This is a genomic window from Membranihabitans marinus, assembly GCF_019802045.1.
GTDB classification, from domain to species: Bacteria; Bacteroidota; Bacteroidia; order Chitinophagales; family Saprospiraceae; genus Membranihabitans; species Membranihabitans marinus_A.
The window spans coordinates 47,725-62,857 of record NZ_JAHVHU010000003.1 but is presented as its reverse complement, the minus strand read 5'-3'; the positions used below and the strand labels follow the sequence as shown (position 1 = coordinate 62,857).

12 protein-coding genes are annotated in these 15,133 nt (G+C 45.1%); 5 read left to right on the top strand and 7 right to left on the bottom strand.

Annotated elements, in window-relative coordinates:
• Positions 1-271 precede the first annotated feature (271 nt).
• The 3 genes from KUV50_RS02780 to KUV50_RS02770 all read right to left on the bottom strand — a co-directional run bounded on the left by KUV50_RS02780 (position 272) and on the right by KUV50_RS02770 (position 4,440).
• Positions 272-1,612 carry an ATP-binding cassette domain-containing protein gene (locus KUV50_RS02780; RefSeq protein ID WP_222578567.1) on the bottom strand — a complete coding sequence of 447 codons (1,341 nt, stop codon included), beginning with the start codon at positions 1,610-1,612 and terminating at the stop codon, positions 272-274.
• Between the two features lie 68 nt (positions 1,613-1,680).
• On the bottom strand, positions 1,681-3,513 hold the full coding sequence (locus tag KUV50_RS02775) for a M1 family metallopeptidase (RefSeq protein ID WP_222578566.1): 1,833 nt from the start codon (positions 3,511-3,513) through the stop codon (positions 1,681-1,683).
• Between the two features lie 12 nt (positions 3,514-3,525).
• The gene (locus tag KUV50_RS02770; RefSeq protein WP_222578565.1) at positions 3,526-4,440 is read right to left on the bottom strand and encodes a CPBP family intramembrane glutamic endopeptidase; all 915 of its coding nucleotides are present in this window, start codon (positions 4,438-4,440) and stop codon (positions 3,526-3,528) included.
• A 77-nt stretch (positions 4,441-4,517) separates the two neighbouring features.
• Between KUV50_RS02770 and KUV50_RS02765 the strand changes: the two genes are divergently transcribed.
• A complete protein-coding gene (locus KUV50_RS02765; RefSeq protein ID WP_222578564.1) occupies positions 4,518-5,084 on the top strand; it encodes a DUF6580 family putative transport protein in 567 nt (188 codons plus the stop codon).
• A gap of 618 nt (positions 5,085-5,702) precedes the next feature.
• Here KUV50_RS02765 and KUV50_RS02760 read toward each other — a convergent pair.
• Positions 5,703-6,257: a cob(I)yrinic acid a,c-diamide adenosyltransferase gene (locus tag KUV50_RS02760; RefSeq protein ID WP_222578563.1), complete on the bottom strand. Its 555-nt coding sequence runs from the start codon at positions 6,255-6,257 to the stop codon at positions 5,703-5,705.
• A 611-nt stretch (positions 6,258-6,868) separates the two neighbouring features.
• Here KUV50_RS02760 and KUV50_RS02755 point away from each other — a divergent pair.
• The 4 genes from KUV50_RS02755 (at position 6,869) to KUV50_RS02740 (ending at position 10,787) form a co-directional block, all read left to right on the top strand.
• Positions 6,869-8,602: a DUF885 family protein gene (locus KUV50_RS02755; RefSeq protein WP_222578562.1), complete on the top strand. Its 1,734-nt coding sequence runs from the start codon at positions 6,869-6,871 to the stop codon at positions 8,600-8,602.
• A gap of 13 nt (positions 8,603-8,615) precedes the next feature.
• Positions 8,616-9,659 carry a bifunctional diaminohydroxyphosphoribosylaminopyrimidine deaminase/5-amino-6-(5-phosphoribosylamino)uracil reductase RibD gene (gene ribD, locus KUV50_RS02750; RefSeq protein WP_222578561.1) on the top strand — a complete coding sequence of 348 codons (1,044 nt, stop codon included), beginning with the start codon at positions 8,616-8,618 and terminating at the stop codon, positions 9,657-9,659.
• A gap of 86 nt (positions 9,660-9,745) precedes the next feature.
• Complete coding sequence (locus tag KUV50_RS02745) at positions 9,746-10,303, top strand: thioredoxin family protein (protein WP_222578560.1); 558 nt, start codon at positions 9,746-9,748, stop codon at positions 10,301-10,303.
• 67 nt (positions 10,304-10,370) lie between these two features.
• A complete protein-coding gene (locus KUV50_RS02740) occupies positions 10,371-10,787 on the top strand; it encodes a BrxA/BrxB family bacilliredoxin (RefSeq protein ID WP_222578559.1) in 417 nt (138 codons plus the stop codon).
• Between the two features lie 81 nt (positions 10,788-10,868).
• On the opposite strand, the gene KUV50_RS02735 is transcribed toward KUV50_RS02740, so the two are convergent.
• The 3 genes from KUV50_RS02735 to KUV50_RS02725 are packed head-to-tail and all read right to left on the bottom strand — an operon-like array spanning position 10,869 to position 15,048.
• Entirely contained in the window at positions 10,869-12,788 is a 1,920-nt protein-coding gene (locus KUV50_RS02735) for a T9SS type A sorting domain-containing protein (RefSeq protein WP_222578558.1), read from the bottom strand.
• 59 nt (positions 12,789-12,847) lie between these two features.
• Positions 12,848-13,822, bottom strand: coding sequence for a bifunctional heptose 7-phosphate kinase/heptose 1-phosphate adenyltransferase (locus tag KUV50_RS02730; protein ID WP_222578557.1), 975 nt, complete (start codon positions 13,820-13,822; stop codon positions 12,848-12,850).
• Positions 13,819-15,048, bottom strand: coding sequence for a 3-deoxy-D-manno-octulosonic acid transferase (locus KUV50_RS02725; protein ID WP_222578556.1), 1,230 nt, complete (start codon positions 15,046-15,048; stop codon positions 13,819-13,821). Before KUV50_RS02725 ends, KUV50_RS02730 begins: the two co-directional genes overlap by 4 nt.
• Positions 15,049-15,133 lie beyond the last annotated feature (85 nt).

Below are 15,133 nucleotides of genomic sequence, written 5' to 3'. Positions count from 1 at the left end.
ATCATGCATACTATCGCAGACGGTACGATCTAGGTATTTGATCGTCGTGGTGAATTAGAACTGACTACACTAAAAAACTTATTCGTTCTGAATTTATTAAAATAATTTTTTCAACTTTGTATCTGAGCAGATACAGTATATTCTTCATTGTGAAAACATCTCAAAACTAAAATCATTTTCAGAATTGAAAATTTTGAAACTCTGATAGGATAATCCAGTCGTCCTGCCCCTACATAGTTAGACGGACAGATACGAATAAAGAAAACACCCTTTATCCATAGACTTCGAGCTCATACACCCGGTTTGCAATTTGACCAAGCCAGGAGGTATCGTGAGAGACCAGCAATAGCGAAAAAGAGTACGACTTTTGTTCCTGACGCAAGACATGCCATATACTTTCCCGAGTCTCATAATCCAGCGACGAAAAGCTTTCATCCAGCAACAACAAGTCCGGACTTCCCAGTAGGGTCGCTATAATACCCATTCGTTGGATTTCACCCCCGGACAATTCATCGGCAAACCGATCCAGATGCCCGGGGTCCAAACCAAACTTCGCCATCAAAAGAGCCACTTCCTCGTCACTCACTTTCCGAACCGCTTGTATTTCCCGGATCGACACCCGCAATGGAACAGCCGGGTTGAATGAGGATGCAACCGACTGCGGAAGATACCGAATATCCAGCCCTCGTAGGTCGGTGGTGCTCCCACCATCCCCGTTGGTGATATGACAAGATTCCCGGGGCAGGGGATGTTCGCCCAGCAAACCTTTGAGGAAGGTGGTCTTCCCCACCCCGGAGACTCCATGGATGCCCACGACTTCACCTTGTCCGATGTCAAAGGCCGCCAACGTGGACAACCACTTTTTACGACCGCTGCGTTCCCCATAACCAGGGACTCGGACAGCCGTCATGCTGAGAAGCGGGAGAAAGTTTCCAGGTATTGTTTCCGGCGCGAATGCCCGAGCGGGTAAAACCATTCGATGCAGTTGGCGGTCTGTTATTGCGAATAATTCATGGGCATAATCCCGGATCAACTCCGTCTCATGAGAAATCACAAGCACAGAGGTATGGGTCCGTTTACAAAACCGATGTAAAAATCCCAGCATCTTTCGGCTGGCTTCCAAATCCACATTGGAAAACACCTCATCATAAATTCGCAAGGAGGCAGACCGGATCAACCCGAGTACAAACGCACAGCGTTGCGCCTCCCCCTGAGATATTTGGTGCACCCTATATCTGACCAGAACTTCGGGATTTTTCACCCCAACCTCGGTCAGGATCTCAAATACCTCCTCAAAATTCCGAAGCGCTGAAAAAGCGGCATGAGATCGCCACAAATCCCTGAAGTGGGTCAAGATAGAGACATAAGGGTTGAATATTTTATAGGCATCCTGCAGCAAATACAAAGGAGACTCCCTGGAAGGATCATTCGTTTCGTAGGATTGCACCTCCGGCTTCTGGACACGTCCGCTCACTTTCCAGTACACCGGTTCTACCTGGGCCAGCCACTTCCCGATCGTTGACTTCCCGCTCCCGGTCACGCCCGTCACCCCATATACTTTTCCACGCTCCAATTCCCACTGGGGAATGGATACCAGAACCTGGTCATTCACAATAATTTGCCCAGATTTGACCTGTACGAGCATATCCGCGGAGCGTGAATTATAGAATTTTAAATCAATTATGGTCTGGACTGATTCGTCCACTTGTTGTTGCTGACATTCACATCGACCATCCGGCTGCTTTTATCAATGGTTATTTGTTCGATCTGTTCCAAGGGTACATCCACTTCCAACGTATATTCCGGATTCACCCACGGCCACGGCTTTTCTCCTTTTAAAATCAAATCTCCATCCTGCGATTTGGTATTGCGCATCATAACCAATGGTATTGTATGCACGACTTCACGGCCATCTTTCAGCTGCACATACACATCAATCGGCATCGGCATTTTTCCTTTTCGTTGGAGTGTGATCGTTGTTTTCTCGTCTCCTTCCACCTCTTGGATGGCATAATCAATCCATTTCAGCGATTGCACCCAATATTCTCGGTACCAATCGAGAATCATCCCCGATTCCTTTTCAAAAACGCGAATGACATCTTCATCCGTCGGATGCTTAAATTTCCATTCGTCAAAATAACGCAACAACGCCCGATCAAAAACCTCTTTTCCAACCACATATTCCAGTTGATTGAGAAAAAGAGCTCCTTTGGTGTACGCTGCTACGCCATACGCATAGTTCGTACTGTAGTGGTCGGCGTGCGTTGTCATCGGCTCCTCCAGACCACTTTCCACCAGCCTGATGTACGACTGATTGGTTGCTGCAAAAGGATTTTCGGAAACTGCTCCGGGAATCAGTCCTTTTTTTCTCAAATGATTCATGATTCGGGTGGAGCCGTAGCTTGTAAAGCCTTCATCCATCCAGGGATAGAGGCTTTCATTGCTTCCCAGCACCAACTGGTACCAGGAATGCATCATTTCATGCACGCTGACGCCCACCAAACTGGCCAGGGGACGTTCGCCGGTAATCAAGGTGGCCATCGGGTATTCCATTCCTCCGTCTCCACCCTGAATAAAGGCATATTTGTGATAAGGGTAGGGTCCAAAATGGGTACTGGCGTATTTGAATGCTTCCGACATGGCCGCAGGCAATTGGTCCCAGGCCTGTGTTTTTTCGCCGGGTTGATAGAAGAATTCCAGTTGCACCCCGGTTTCACTTGTTTCGGTATGATAGGTATAGTCCGGATCCGCCGCCCAAACAAAGTCGGGTACATTTTTGGCTATAAAATGCCATGTTTTCTTGGCTTTTGTTGGCCTGTTTCCCGAATCCTGATAAGCATTGGGGTCCTGCACATCCCCGGTGCCCCCGAGCACATAGGCCGGATCGATGTGGATAGTGACATCAAAATCGCCCCATACGCTGTAAAACTCCCGGGCGATGTATGACGTCGGATGCCATCCGGACTGATCGTACTGAGCAATCTTCGGATACCACTGGCTCATGCTGTATCGGATGCCTTCTTTGCTGTCCCGGCCCGTTCGGCGGACCTGCAAGGGAACCTGTGCTTCAAAACGCATCTCAAATGTGGTAGACGTACCAGGCAAAATGGGTTGCGCCAGTTCCACCTCCAGAATCGTTCCCTGGGTAGTATAGGTGACGGCCTCCCCGTCCTGATGCAAGGAATGAATCTTCTGGTAACCGATCTCTTCATCCGTTAACTTAAAAATACGGTCTCGAACCCTTTTATCGGGATCGGGAATGGTGCGGGATCGGACATCCATCATACTACCGGGTTGGAAAGCATTGTAGTACAGGTGGTAAAAAACCCGGTGCAAGGTATCGGGAGAATGGTTGGAATAGACGAGGGTTTGCTCGCCCTGAAACTGATTTTTTTCCACATCCATGAAAATTTCCATGGTATAATCTACCTCTTGTTGCCAATACCCGGGGGGTTGCGAAATGCCTGAATTAAAAAACGTAAAACAAAGCGCAATTAAAACGAAAAATCTCATAATGACTTGAATTTATAGTTCTGACGAATGGGATCCACGGATTCGCCCTAATAAATAGTTAAAGGTGGGCCAGTTGAAATACCGTTTAAAAACCAATAAAACAATGACCATAACAGCAACATTTAATATGACCGCTCCCCAGGTCAGGTCTTCCGACTCTTTCAGTATCAGGGTGGGTACTCCGCTAAATACAGATCCTTTGTATCCTACCAATACAAAAGCAAAGAAATTGTTGACATAATGAATACCGAGGGGCGTTTCGAGCCCGTCATCCATAATGGTGGCGATTCCAAAAAACAAGCCCATGCCAATGTACAGGGTCATTGATTTTGCCATTCCAAACTGGACCACTTCGGGGTTCCCCCCGTGCAACATACCAAAAAGTATCGATGTGATCAGAATGGGCATCCACCGATACCTGGAGACCAGACCGATTTGTTGCATCAGGTAGCCCCGCATCATGACTTCCTCCGCGCTCGTCTGAAAGGGCAGGACAAGAATAGCGACACAAAGCAAGGCCAGGAACGGCCAAAGATCAAGTTGGAAGGTATACATATCGGGCGCTACAGCATAACCGACCAACTCCATCGCAGTCAGTACAACCAACCACATTCCGCCAGCTTTCACCAGGTGATGCCACCGAAATGTCTTCGCCCCGGTCAACACAGACAACGCCGACCGACGGTGGATCCTCCGAGTGGCCACCAGCAAACCGAATAGAATTCCACTAAAAATAAAGAGCATTAAGGCAAAGGCTACCGGCCCCTGGTAGGATTGGAGTTCCGTACCTGATGCCCCACCGACCATCGAATAAATCAGAAAAGGCAAGGAAGTGATAAAATAAAATCCAATGGTTACCACCACTGTAAATATAAAATCCAGAAAACTATTTTTGCCTTTTACCCGTGCATTTTGGAAAAACCTCAAAATCTCGCTATTTTGTGTCCGACAAAAATAGAACTATTTTGCATAATATTGCACAGGCCAATATCAATTGAAAAATCATGAAAACTAAAAACAATATCATCCTTATAGCCGGAACACTTTTAGTACTGGCAATCAGTCGTTTACTCCCCCACCCTTACAATTTTACTCCACTAGGAGCCATTGCTATTTTGGGAGCGACCTACTTCCAGTCGTCCCTATTAAAATACATCGTGCCCATCGTGGCTTTTTATATTTCTGACCTCCTGGTCACCAATATCCTTTATAGTTCATACTATGCCGGTGAAGGAATCATCTGGTTCAGTTCACACATGATCTGGACCTATGGCGCAATCATTGGAATTACGCTCATATCGAGTTGGGTCATGCGAAGTAAAAAATTTAAAAACCTGCTTGGTGCTTCTGTAGTTGGAGCCGTGTTGTTTTTTCTGATCACGAACTTTGGCAGTTGGATCGCCGACCCCATCTATCCGAAGACGGCGGGCGGATTAATTACGGCCTACGTAGCAGGGATTCCATTTTTCCCAAGCAGCCTCGCATCGACCGTTTTTTATTCGGTATTGGGATATGGTGTCATTGAATATGGCTCGATCTGGCTGAGAAAGTTAGCCTTTTCCCGCGCATGAATTTAGTGTAAGGTATATTTCCTGCTGATTTTACTGATTTTCGCAGACGTGTGACGACTTGCGGTTAATTGCCCTATAACCACACTGGTGCTCCGTTTCATAAATCATAATAGGTAATAATCTCTTCCATATCCCTAAATGACTTACTGTTCAATCTAATCTGATCCACGCTATGGGGTGGCAGGCTCTGACTGGGTCGAAATTGGATTTCTATTCACATCTAACCTAATCTGACCCTGACTGGGTCAGAATTCTTGCAGGTCAAAGACCTCAGAGCAATCTAATTAGCCCGCATTATTCACCACGTCAATCTATTATGACACACTATAGTAGTGCACGGAATCATACATAATGTAAGGTATTATCTCGCGCTTCCAGATCCCTACGGGCTCACGAATCGCAGAATGAGCCAGGCGATTCGTGAGCCTGGCTATATTTTGTGTCCTTAATTGCCGGTAGACAGGTGTAAAACCGGATTAATTAGAATAATTTATGAAACGAAGCAGTAGTGCACGGAATCATCCCCAACACCTCAAAGATTTTTAGAGCGTAGTTAATAGAAATTTTGGTCGACATAATAAATCTTACATTTGTAGATGAGATATCTATACCAAGACCTCACTCATGCCAGCGATCCTCATCCACATCGTATTCGAGTGCGATATAACGGGCCAATGTAAAAAGATAGTCCGATAACCGGTTGAGATAGGTGATGTAGTCCTCCTCCACGGGAACATCTTCGGCCAAGGCCACCACTCGTCTTTCTGCGCGACGACAGACCGTCCGACAAATATGGCAGGACGAGACCAGCGGATGTCCGCCGGGCAGTATAAAGTCATGCAACTTCTCGAGTTTATCATCCATCCAATCTATCTGCTGTTCCAGCACAACAATGGATTCGGGATCAAATTGGGCCATTTTCCCTTTGTATTCTTCGGATTCCAAGGCAAGCAACGAACCGATGTCAAACAGTTCCTTGTTGATTTTGTGAAGGCAACTGACCACCTGCTCATCCATGCGATCGATATTAAGGAGATCCTTAAGATTGGCTATAAACGCATTGAGCTCGTCAACGGTACCGTAAGCTTCTACCCGGATATCGGCTTTGGACACCCGTGTACCGCCCAGTAAAGAGGTCTGACCTTTGTCTCCGGTCTTAGTATAAATCTTCATAGTCGGCTGTTGTAGTTTGTAGGGCAAAATAGTAATATTCGGGCAGAAGCGTGCAAAATAGATAGAATGAAATTGACGCTCATCACATTTCAATTATATTCAGTGGTATGATGACGACCATATCATTCGATCGCTATATCCGGCGTGTCTTGATTTTCATCATCCCGATGTTTATCCCCCGCCACAAAAGCGCTCGTATTTCCCGAGTGATGAACATATCTTGCCCCTTCCCTGGCCGCGTTCGACGGGTATGTGAGCATCAAACCCTCAGTCAATAAAATCCTACCTATTGAGTTATATGCATTGGTAGGACCGAGTATCGCACGCAGGAAGTCCGCTTGTCGGACGATAGCTCATAGCCAGGGTCGTCAGTCCCTGGACTAAGGAAGCATTATCTGGTAAGTCCCACTAGGGACGTCACCTACGATAATAGCTAGCTCCTACCAGCGCAGGGTCCTTTTGCAAAATTATAAAGGGCGAATGTGTTTTTAGGGATAAAAAATGAGATCGATCAATAAAAAGCATCTGTTTTTTAAACCATAAAAAGCCATAAAAACGGGAGCTCTCGAAAAGTTTTTATAGTTTGGATCACTACAAAAGTTATCAATCTTATGAAGCAGTACTATGTTCCTTTGATTTTGAGTATATACATCTTGCTTTCATGTCAGACTGTCGCTTCTGCTCAGGAATCGACCATCGATCATGGCCCTTCCATGGTGGAACTTATTCAGCATTTTCGGGAAGACCGGGGCGCCCTGCACCGGTATTATCACATCGAAGCATCCCCTGTCCATCGAAAGCGGTTGATTCGATTCTATGAAAATTACCGGGAGCGGCTGGAAGAAATACATTATGCGGAGCTGTCGGTATCTGACCAGGTGGACTTTCAGTTATTGATGCGAGAAATCACAGACAAAGACAGTCAACTTAAGGAGGAGATGGGCCTGTACGCCCAGCTTCGGTCTTGGATTCAGGCTGGAGACCCGCTCTATCGGTACGAAACATTGCGCAGAAGAGGCCACGAACTGAACAGGGAAGCGTTCGCCTCCGACCTGTATCAGATCAGTCAAGCTTATCAAGATCACATGCAGCAATTAAAGAAAGAAAAGCCAACTTTTACAAAACAAGAAATAAATTATGTCTCACAGGTATTAAAAGGTCATCAGGAGGTTCTCAAGAGTTTGAATCAGTTTTATCAAGGCTATGACCCCGACTACGACTGGTGGGTCAAAGAACCAGCACAACGACTTAAAAGCGTGATCGAAAACTATGATAAAGTATTCCGTACCCGGCTTGACTCCAGTCGTATGAATGTCGATGACGGATCAGGAATCACGGGGGTTCCGGCGGGCAGGACGGAAATTATCAGACAGCTCGAACGAGACATGATCCCCTACTCACCGGAAGAGCTCATCGAAATAGCGCAAAAAGAATTTGCGTGGTGTGATCAGGAATTGTTAAAAGTCAGCCAGGAAATGGGATTTGGTACGGACTGGAAAGCCGCACAAGAAAAAGTCAAACAATCCTATGTCCCTCCGGGTGAACAGCCGGCGTTGATGCTCCGCCTATATCAGGAATCGGTAGATTTTATAAAGGATCACGACCTCATTTCTATACCACCGCTTGCGGAAGAAACCTGGCGAATGAATATGTTGTCTGCTCGCCGCCAGTTGATCAGCCCATTTTTCCTGGGTGGTGAGTCACTGCTGATTTCCTACCCGACCCAGGAAATGGATCATGATCAAAAGATGATGAGCATGCGCGGTAACAATCCACATTTTGCACGGGCTGTGGTCCATCATGAAATTATACCGGGCCACCACCTTCAGCAATTTATGAACCGCAGATACAAAATCCATCGTCGATATCTCTTTGGAACCCCCTTTTGGACGGAGGGCTGGTCGCTGTATTGGGAATTGTTATTGTATGAAAAGGGCTTCGCCAAAACACCCGAAGACAAACTGGGCATGTTGTTTTGGCGGATGCACCGATGCGCCCGAATTATTTTTTCACTGAAATATCATCTGGAAGAATGGACACCCCAGGAATGCATCGACTTTTTAGTGGATCGGGTCGGTCATGAAAGAGCGAATGCAGAAGCGGAAGTCCGAAGATCTTTTACCGGCGGATACCCACCACTCTATCAGTTGGCTTACATGACCGGTGGATTGCAGTTTTATCAATTGAAACGAGAATTGGTCGATTCAGGAAAAATGTCGTACCGTGAATTCCATGATGCCGTACTGCGGGAAAATGCGATTCCTTTGGAAATGCTGCGATACATCTTATTTGGTAAGTTTGTGCCCGAGGAATTTACTACAACTTGGCGATTTTATAATAAATAAACGGGAACATAATATGACCGATCAATATCGAAAAACCATTCTCCGAAGATGCAATGAGCTCGCGCTAAGAGCCCGTGGAAAAACTTCGACCAACCCCAATGTTGGTGCGATCATCCTGAACCCGACCACGCGGAAAATACGTAGTGAAGGGTGGCACCAATCTTTTGGTGGTCCCCACGCCGAAATAAACGCCATTCAGGGAATCCACAAAAAGGAATCCATCAAAGGAAATACCATCGCCGTGAGTCTCGAGCCCTGCAACCACAGCGGAAAAACGCCGGCATGTACCCGGGCGATTTTAGAGAATAAAATTACGCAGGTGGTGATCGACCAGGTCGATCCTGATCCACGAATGCAAAGCCAATCTCTGGAATTGCTTCGGAAGCAAGGGGTGGATGTATCCCCGCCTCTGTCCAGTCCCGAAGGCGATATAGTGCTTCAACCTTTTCGGATTAACCTATTGAAAAAACGACCGTATATACGACTTAAGATGGCGATTTCCGCCGATCGGTTTATTGGCCGGAAGAACGAACAGGTCAAAATATCTAATGCCCTCAGCAACCGCTGGGTACACCGGATCAGAAATGAGACGCAAGCCATCATGGCCGGTACGAATACACTTTTGAATGACAATCCTCAATTCACCAGCCGGTATGGCAATGAACACCAACCGATCCCCATTCTGTTGGATCGAAACGGCGTACTCCCGTCCCATCTCCGCGTGTTTCACAACCGTACCCGACCGATCGTTGTAACACTCAACAAAGAATCCGACTATCCTGGAACCAGGGTGTATAAAGATCCCCATGATTTATCGGCAACATTCCAGTCTTTGTACCAACACAACATTGGCTCGATCCTGATCGAAGGTGGTAGCACGTTCTTCACTTCTTTGTTTAAAGAAAATTTGTGGGACGAGCTGATGATTATACAGAATTCGACCTTGAATTTGGGAAGTGGCATTTTAGCCCCTGAATTTCCGGCGGGGGAATCCGTCCAGGATATAAAATTGGGTTCTGACAACATTCGATGTATTAAAAATTCCAAATGCCGTTAAATTATCATTAAAATGAGTTTTATGAGGACATAACCCCCTTCTCAATCGTATCTTTCATAGGAATTAATGTAAGAGGCAATAGATTTATGATACGAATATTACTATCTGTATTAGCAGTATTTTTCATCACTTTTCAGGCGAGCGGGCAGCAACAGTACAAATCCAACATTCATTGGTACACCATTGATGAAGCGATGGATCTTCAACAGAAAGAACCGAGGAAGCTTTTGATTGAAGTCTACACCAGTTGGTGCAAAGTATGCCATAAGCTGGATCAGCTCTCGCTTAGTCAGGAACACATCGCCAAATACATCAACGACAATTATTATCCGGTCAAATTCGATGCAGAGTCCAAATCCACCATTTACTTTTTGGGACAGAAATATGAATATAAAAATGAGGGATCATCCGGGTATCATTCCTTTGCTTATAAAATAACGCACGGGAAGCTTAATTACCCCTCCTTGGTTTTTATGGATGAAGACCTGCGGGTTATCCAATCAATCAATGGATTTCAATCGCCGTCCAAATTGATTCGAATCCTGACTTACTTTGCGGATAACTACAACAAAAAAATACCCTGGAACGAATTCAACTCCAGATACAATTCGCTCATTTATCCCTCGGGCGGTGAAAATCAATAAACTTTGTTGCGATCTACGTGAACAATTCACGTTTATTAATATTGAATTCTACTAAAACAATAAAACCATGTATCCACCAGATTTAGTAGCCCCAATGGCTAAAGACTTAACCGATTTTGGATTTGAATCCTTAAATTCCGCAGAAGAAGTCATCGATGCGGTCGAAAATACCGAAGGCACCTTATTGCTTGTTGTGAATTCCGTCTGTGGGTGTGCAGCGGCGAACGCCCGTCCGGGTGCGAAGTTAGCGCTCAAGAATGAGCATGTACCCGACCGGTTAGCCACCGTTTTTGCAGGTGTTGATCGGGAAGCCACCGGAAAAGCCAGGGAATATTTACTCCCCTATCCACCGTCTTCTCCATCCATCGCCTTGTTCAAAAATGGCAAGCTGGTGACCATGATAGAGCGGCATCAGATCGAAGGACGTTCGGCTTACCAGATCGCAGATGATCTCAAAACCAGTTTTGACGAGCACTGCTCCTAAGTGTTATACGAAAACTAAATAAAAAAGGCTGAAGGAATTCCTTCAGCCTTTTTTATTTTATCAAGTAAGAAGTTTCAGTTATTAGCGGATTACTGAAATCTTTTCTGTCCGGCGTCCCTCTTCAGAGGTCACATTCAGGAAATACGTACCCGCTGGTATCGATTGGACATCGACCTGGATGGTTCCACTGATAAATCTGGAACGATCGATCATATTGATCATCCTACCGGATACATCGCTCAAAAACACATTGACCTTTTGTGGACGATCAAGATTCATTCGAACCTGAATAAAATCGCTGGTTGGATTTGGAAAAATCTTTACTTCGGTATCACTCAACAAATTTTCTGTCGGCGTCATCTCAATGTCGATCCCCAGGCCAATAACTGCCACAAAACCAGATCCAAACCCATTGATATACCACTGGTTATCCGTTCCATCATATACCATGGTCGAAAATTGCTCTGATCCAAAAGCTGTCGGATAATAGATGATTCGCTCACTAAGATTGTGAATGATGTCCAGTGCGGCACTTCCGTATTCGATGGCCGCAATGTATCGGGAACCCGGTTCCAAAACGATCGGGCTTTCCGGATTATTCACATTGACAAAGTCAGAGATTATAAACCGATGATTTGGATCTGTTGCCTCATCATCGGCAGCGGTAAAGATATAAGAACCAATGCCTTCAATCGTCTTTTTATTTGAAGTAGGGTCCGTAAAATTCCAATCGGAAAGGTCAGCAGCCACGTCGTCATCTATTTTCAGCAAGTATGCCACCACTTCTTTTCCAGCCAGTTTATTACTTCCTGTTGGAAAAGCGGAAAAGCTTATGTGATCCAGCAAAATTTGCTCATCAAAATTTTCATTTATCTCATAGTAATTACCGATAATTGATTCTTTTTCAAAACGAAATCCACGGCCATCACCACGATCCGACTTTCGGAATGTATCTTCAGAGATCAAGAAGACATCAGCGCGAATATTATTGGCCAGATTGACCTCCACGGGTCGTTTTGTGTTTCTCAGGCGATACACAAAAGCATAGGCTCCCGGATTGAGCGTTTCGGTAGTAAAATAATTGGGCAATTCGACTTCCATGGTATCATTCGTCATCATGTCCTGGATTAAAAGGCTATCTCTGAAGTATTCGCCCCGATTATTATCATCATTTCCCTGAAGTATCACATAGAGATAAGCACTATCCACGGGTTGACTTCCCAGATTGACCACATCAGCCACAAAGCGCAAAGTATCGTGTTTGATTTGTTCTTTGGGTGTTTCAAAATTGGATACCGGATATTTAAACGCAGCAACTTCCAAATCATCTTTTCGTCCCCCATACAGCCGGACATCGTCCAATGCCCAAAAGTAATAATCCCCTTTCCATCGGAACTTTACCATCACATCGGATTCACCGGCAGCATATTGAGAAATATCAAGCGTCAGTTCACCTTTGTAATTTTGGGTTGCCCGATAGGTACGCAGTTTTTCGTTCACCGGAATCTCTGCCCAGTCACTTCCCCCGTTATTTGATATTTCAACATAGGTGGCCGTTTTATCCGCTTCATCTTCCCCTCCTGCAATTCGATATCCTATAAATCGATAATACAACTGATTAAAAGACAGGAAAACACTGTCCTCATTCGAAAAATCAAGACTGGGAGAAATAAGTTCTGCAATCTGCGGCGAGGGGCAATCGCCCTGACCAATGTTATCATCAAGACCGTTGTTATCCAGAAAATCAGAATTTAAAACAACCACCCCACTCTCCGGCGTTCGGCTGTTCATCAATCCATAGTTGGAGTACGCACCCTGATCGATAATGCCGTCATCTACCCACAGCCACATCGCTTTGTCAGACTCCATACCTTCACATTCCACACTATTTGGTGTCCATCCCTGGAAACCACCCGTAAAGGTAAAGTCATAAATAGGATCCTGAGCATGTATGGTGGTTACCATGCCAAGAAAAAAATAAAATAAGTAATGTAATTTCATAGCTCATATTAAGTTTGAAAATATAAATTTATACTATTTTAGGTGATACCAGTCAATCTTCATTTGTTGATTTCTGATTTTAACTGTTCCAGACTAACCGGAACCACGCCTGGGTATCGGCAGGCTATGTGTCCTGCAATATTAGAAATATTTGCAATATTATCATCATTACACCCAGATAAATAACACATGGCCAGTGCACTTATCACGGTATCTCCTGCGCCGCAAACATCTGCTATCTCCTGAGGAATGGATGGTACATAGATCCCTTTTTGACCTTTCCTTTTAAAATAAAGTCCCTTATCGCTTAAGGTGATCAGTGTGACCGAATGTTCTACTTTCTCCTGCAGTTCATCCGCCGCTCTGTTCAGATCATCTTCACGCACCGAAATCGATCTTCCCAAAATCTGAGAAGCTTCATGCAGGTTGGGCTTGAAAACTGTACACCCCTGATAAGACGAAATCCGGTCAATCTTGGGATCTACAAACACCGGGATCTTCGTTTGATGTGCGAGCTGTATCGTCTCACGAACCACTCGTTCGGACAACAACCCCTTATTGTAATCTTGTAAGATAATACCCTCCGGTTGCTGAAGACGAATGGATTCTGCAATATCATTTAATACCGATTCTTCCATTTCCCGACCAGGTAAGGTCCGATCCTCCCGGTCTACGCGCAACAAATGCTGCCCACGCGCCATCACTCTGGTTTTTAAGGTTGTTTTCCGATTTTTTGAAGCCCATATCCATTGGTCAGAGATAGCAGCTTCTTTCAGTAGTTGTCGAAACAAAACCCCTTCCTCATCTTCACCGGTCATGCCTACTAAGGTAACATCGCCTCCCATTGCAATGATGTTGAGCGCGACATTGGCTGCTCCACCCAACCGGTTATCCGTTCCTTCGTAGTCCAATACTGGCACCGGTGCTTCGGGTGAAATCCTGGATACGGCACCATACAGATATCGATCCAGCATCACATCTCCGACAATCATAATATGTGTGTGATCAAACTTATGTAAAACCTCTGGTTTCATTCTACAGCAATTATTTTTTCCAGTGATGATAGTATTTTATCAGTAGCACCTTCGTGCTTCCTGAAGTAATTTTCCAAGATTTCTCTGATTTCTATTCTGTGCTCTTTTTCTTCAAAAAATTTCAAAGCTTCCACCAATTCTGACGTGGTGGTTACCACCCGGGCTGCTTTCAAATTACAAAAATCCACGGCCTCCTGAAACTTTTGGTAGTTGGAACCAAACACCACCGGCAATCCATATACCGTCGGTTCCAGGGTGTTGTGAATCCCGGCCCCCAATCCACCTCCGACGTAAGCAATGTCTCCATAGCGATAGAGCACTGACAACAAACCGATCTGGTCGATTACAAGAACGGATTTTTCAGAAGGTATCTCCGCGTCCATTCCGCAACTGGATAAAAAGACACTTTCTTCTCCCAGCAAAACCTCCAGTTCTTTTATATGCGGACGGTCAATTTCATGGGGTGCAATAATCCACTTCCACCCCGGAAACACAGACATCGCTTGAACCAGTAATTTTTCATCTTCCGACCAGGTACTGCCTGCTATTACACAAACTGACTCTTTTCTCCACTGTTCAAGTGACGACCATGTGAACTCCGACTCCTTAACTTCGATGACTCGATCGACCCGGGTGTCACCGGCAACGGTCACATTTTGATAACCGTGTTTCGATAAAAGCGTTTTTGATGAAATATTCTGCACGAAAATATAGCGAGCATTTAGAATTTTATTTAACAAAGGGCGAAATACCCGTCTGAACAGATATTGATCCGATCTAAACACGGAAGATACAAAAACAAATGGAACATCCCTTTTGTGAAGGACATCCAAAAGGGTAAACCAAAATTCATACTTTATAAAAACCACAAGTTCTGGATTCAATGCTGCTACAAACGCTACCATGGCCTGCGGCGTGTCATAAGGCAGATAAAGGACGTGATCCACCAGCTTGTAATCCTTCTTTTTTTCATATCCACTAGAAGAATAAAAAGTCAACACAAGTTTTTTGTTCGGATATCTCATGCGCAGCGCATCGATCACCCGTTTTCCTTGTTCAAACTCTCCCAAGGAGGCACAATGGACCCACAAGGAGTTGCCCAGTGCAGGAACAGTCTGGTTTTTTAGACCGCAGTTCCTTTTTGAAAGCTTTCCCTGTCCACGGGTGACCAACCCTGCGAGCCCGGAAAATAACTTTGCAAATCCCTTATATATTGAAAACATCATGCAACTCCCCAATCAATGCGTGAATAAAAATCCAAAAGTATGTAATAAAATTTATACTCAAAAGTTTTAATACATGCATCAAGTA

What these genes read in the sequence shown, in the direction of transcription:
- KUV50_RS02775 (WP_222578566.1), bottom strand. Translation starts at nt 3,513, where the DNA reads ATGAGATTTTTCGTTTTAATTGCGCTTTGTTTTACGTTTTTTAATTCA.
- KUV50_RS02765 (WP_222578564.1), top strand. Translation starts at nt 4,518, where the DNA reads ATGAAAACTAAAAACAATATCATCCTTATAGCCGGAACACTTTTAGTA.
- KUV50_RS02760 (WP_222578563.1), bottom strand. Translation starts at nt 6,257, where the DNA reads ATGAAGATTTATACTAAGACCGGAGACAAAGGTCAGACCTCTTTACTG.
- KUV50_RS02755 (WP_222578562.1), top strand. Translation starts at nt 6,869, where the DNA reads ATGAAGCAGTACTATGTTCCTTTGATTTTGAGTATATACATCTTGCTT.
- ribD (WP_222578561.1), top strand. Translation starts at nt 8,616, where the DNA reads ATGACCGATCAATATCGAAAAACCATTCTCCGAAGATGCAATGAGCTC.
- KUV50_RS02745 (WP_222578560.1), top strand. Translation starts at nt 9,746, where the DNA reads ATGATACGAATATTACTATCTGTATTAGCAGTATTTTTCATCACTTTT.
- KUV50_RS02740 (WP_222578559.1), top strand. Translation starts at nt 10,371, where the DNA reads ATGTATCCACCAGATTTAGTAGCCCCAATGGCTAAAGACTTAACCGAT.
- KUV50_RS02735 (WP_222578558.1), bottom strand. Translation starts at nt 12,788, where the DNA reads ATGAAATTACATTACTTATTTTATTTTTTTCTTGGCATGGTAACCACC.
- KUV50_RS02730 (WP_222578557.1), bottom strand. Translation starts at nt 13,822, where the DNA reads ATGAAACCAGAGGTTTTACATAAGTTTGATCACACACATATTATGATT.
- KUV50_RS02725 (WP_222578556.1), bottom strand. Translation starts at nt 15,048, where the DNA reads ATGATGTTTTCAATATATAAGGGATTTGCAAAGTTATTTTCCGGGCTC.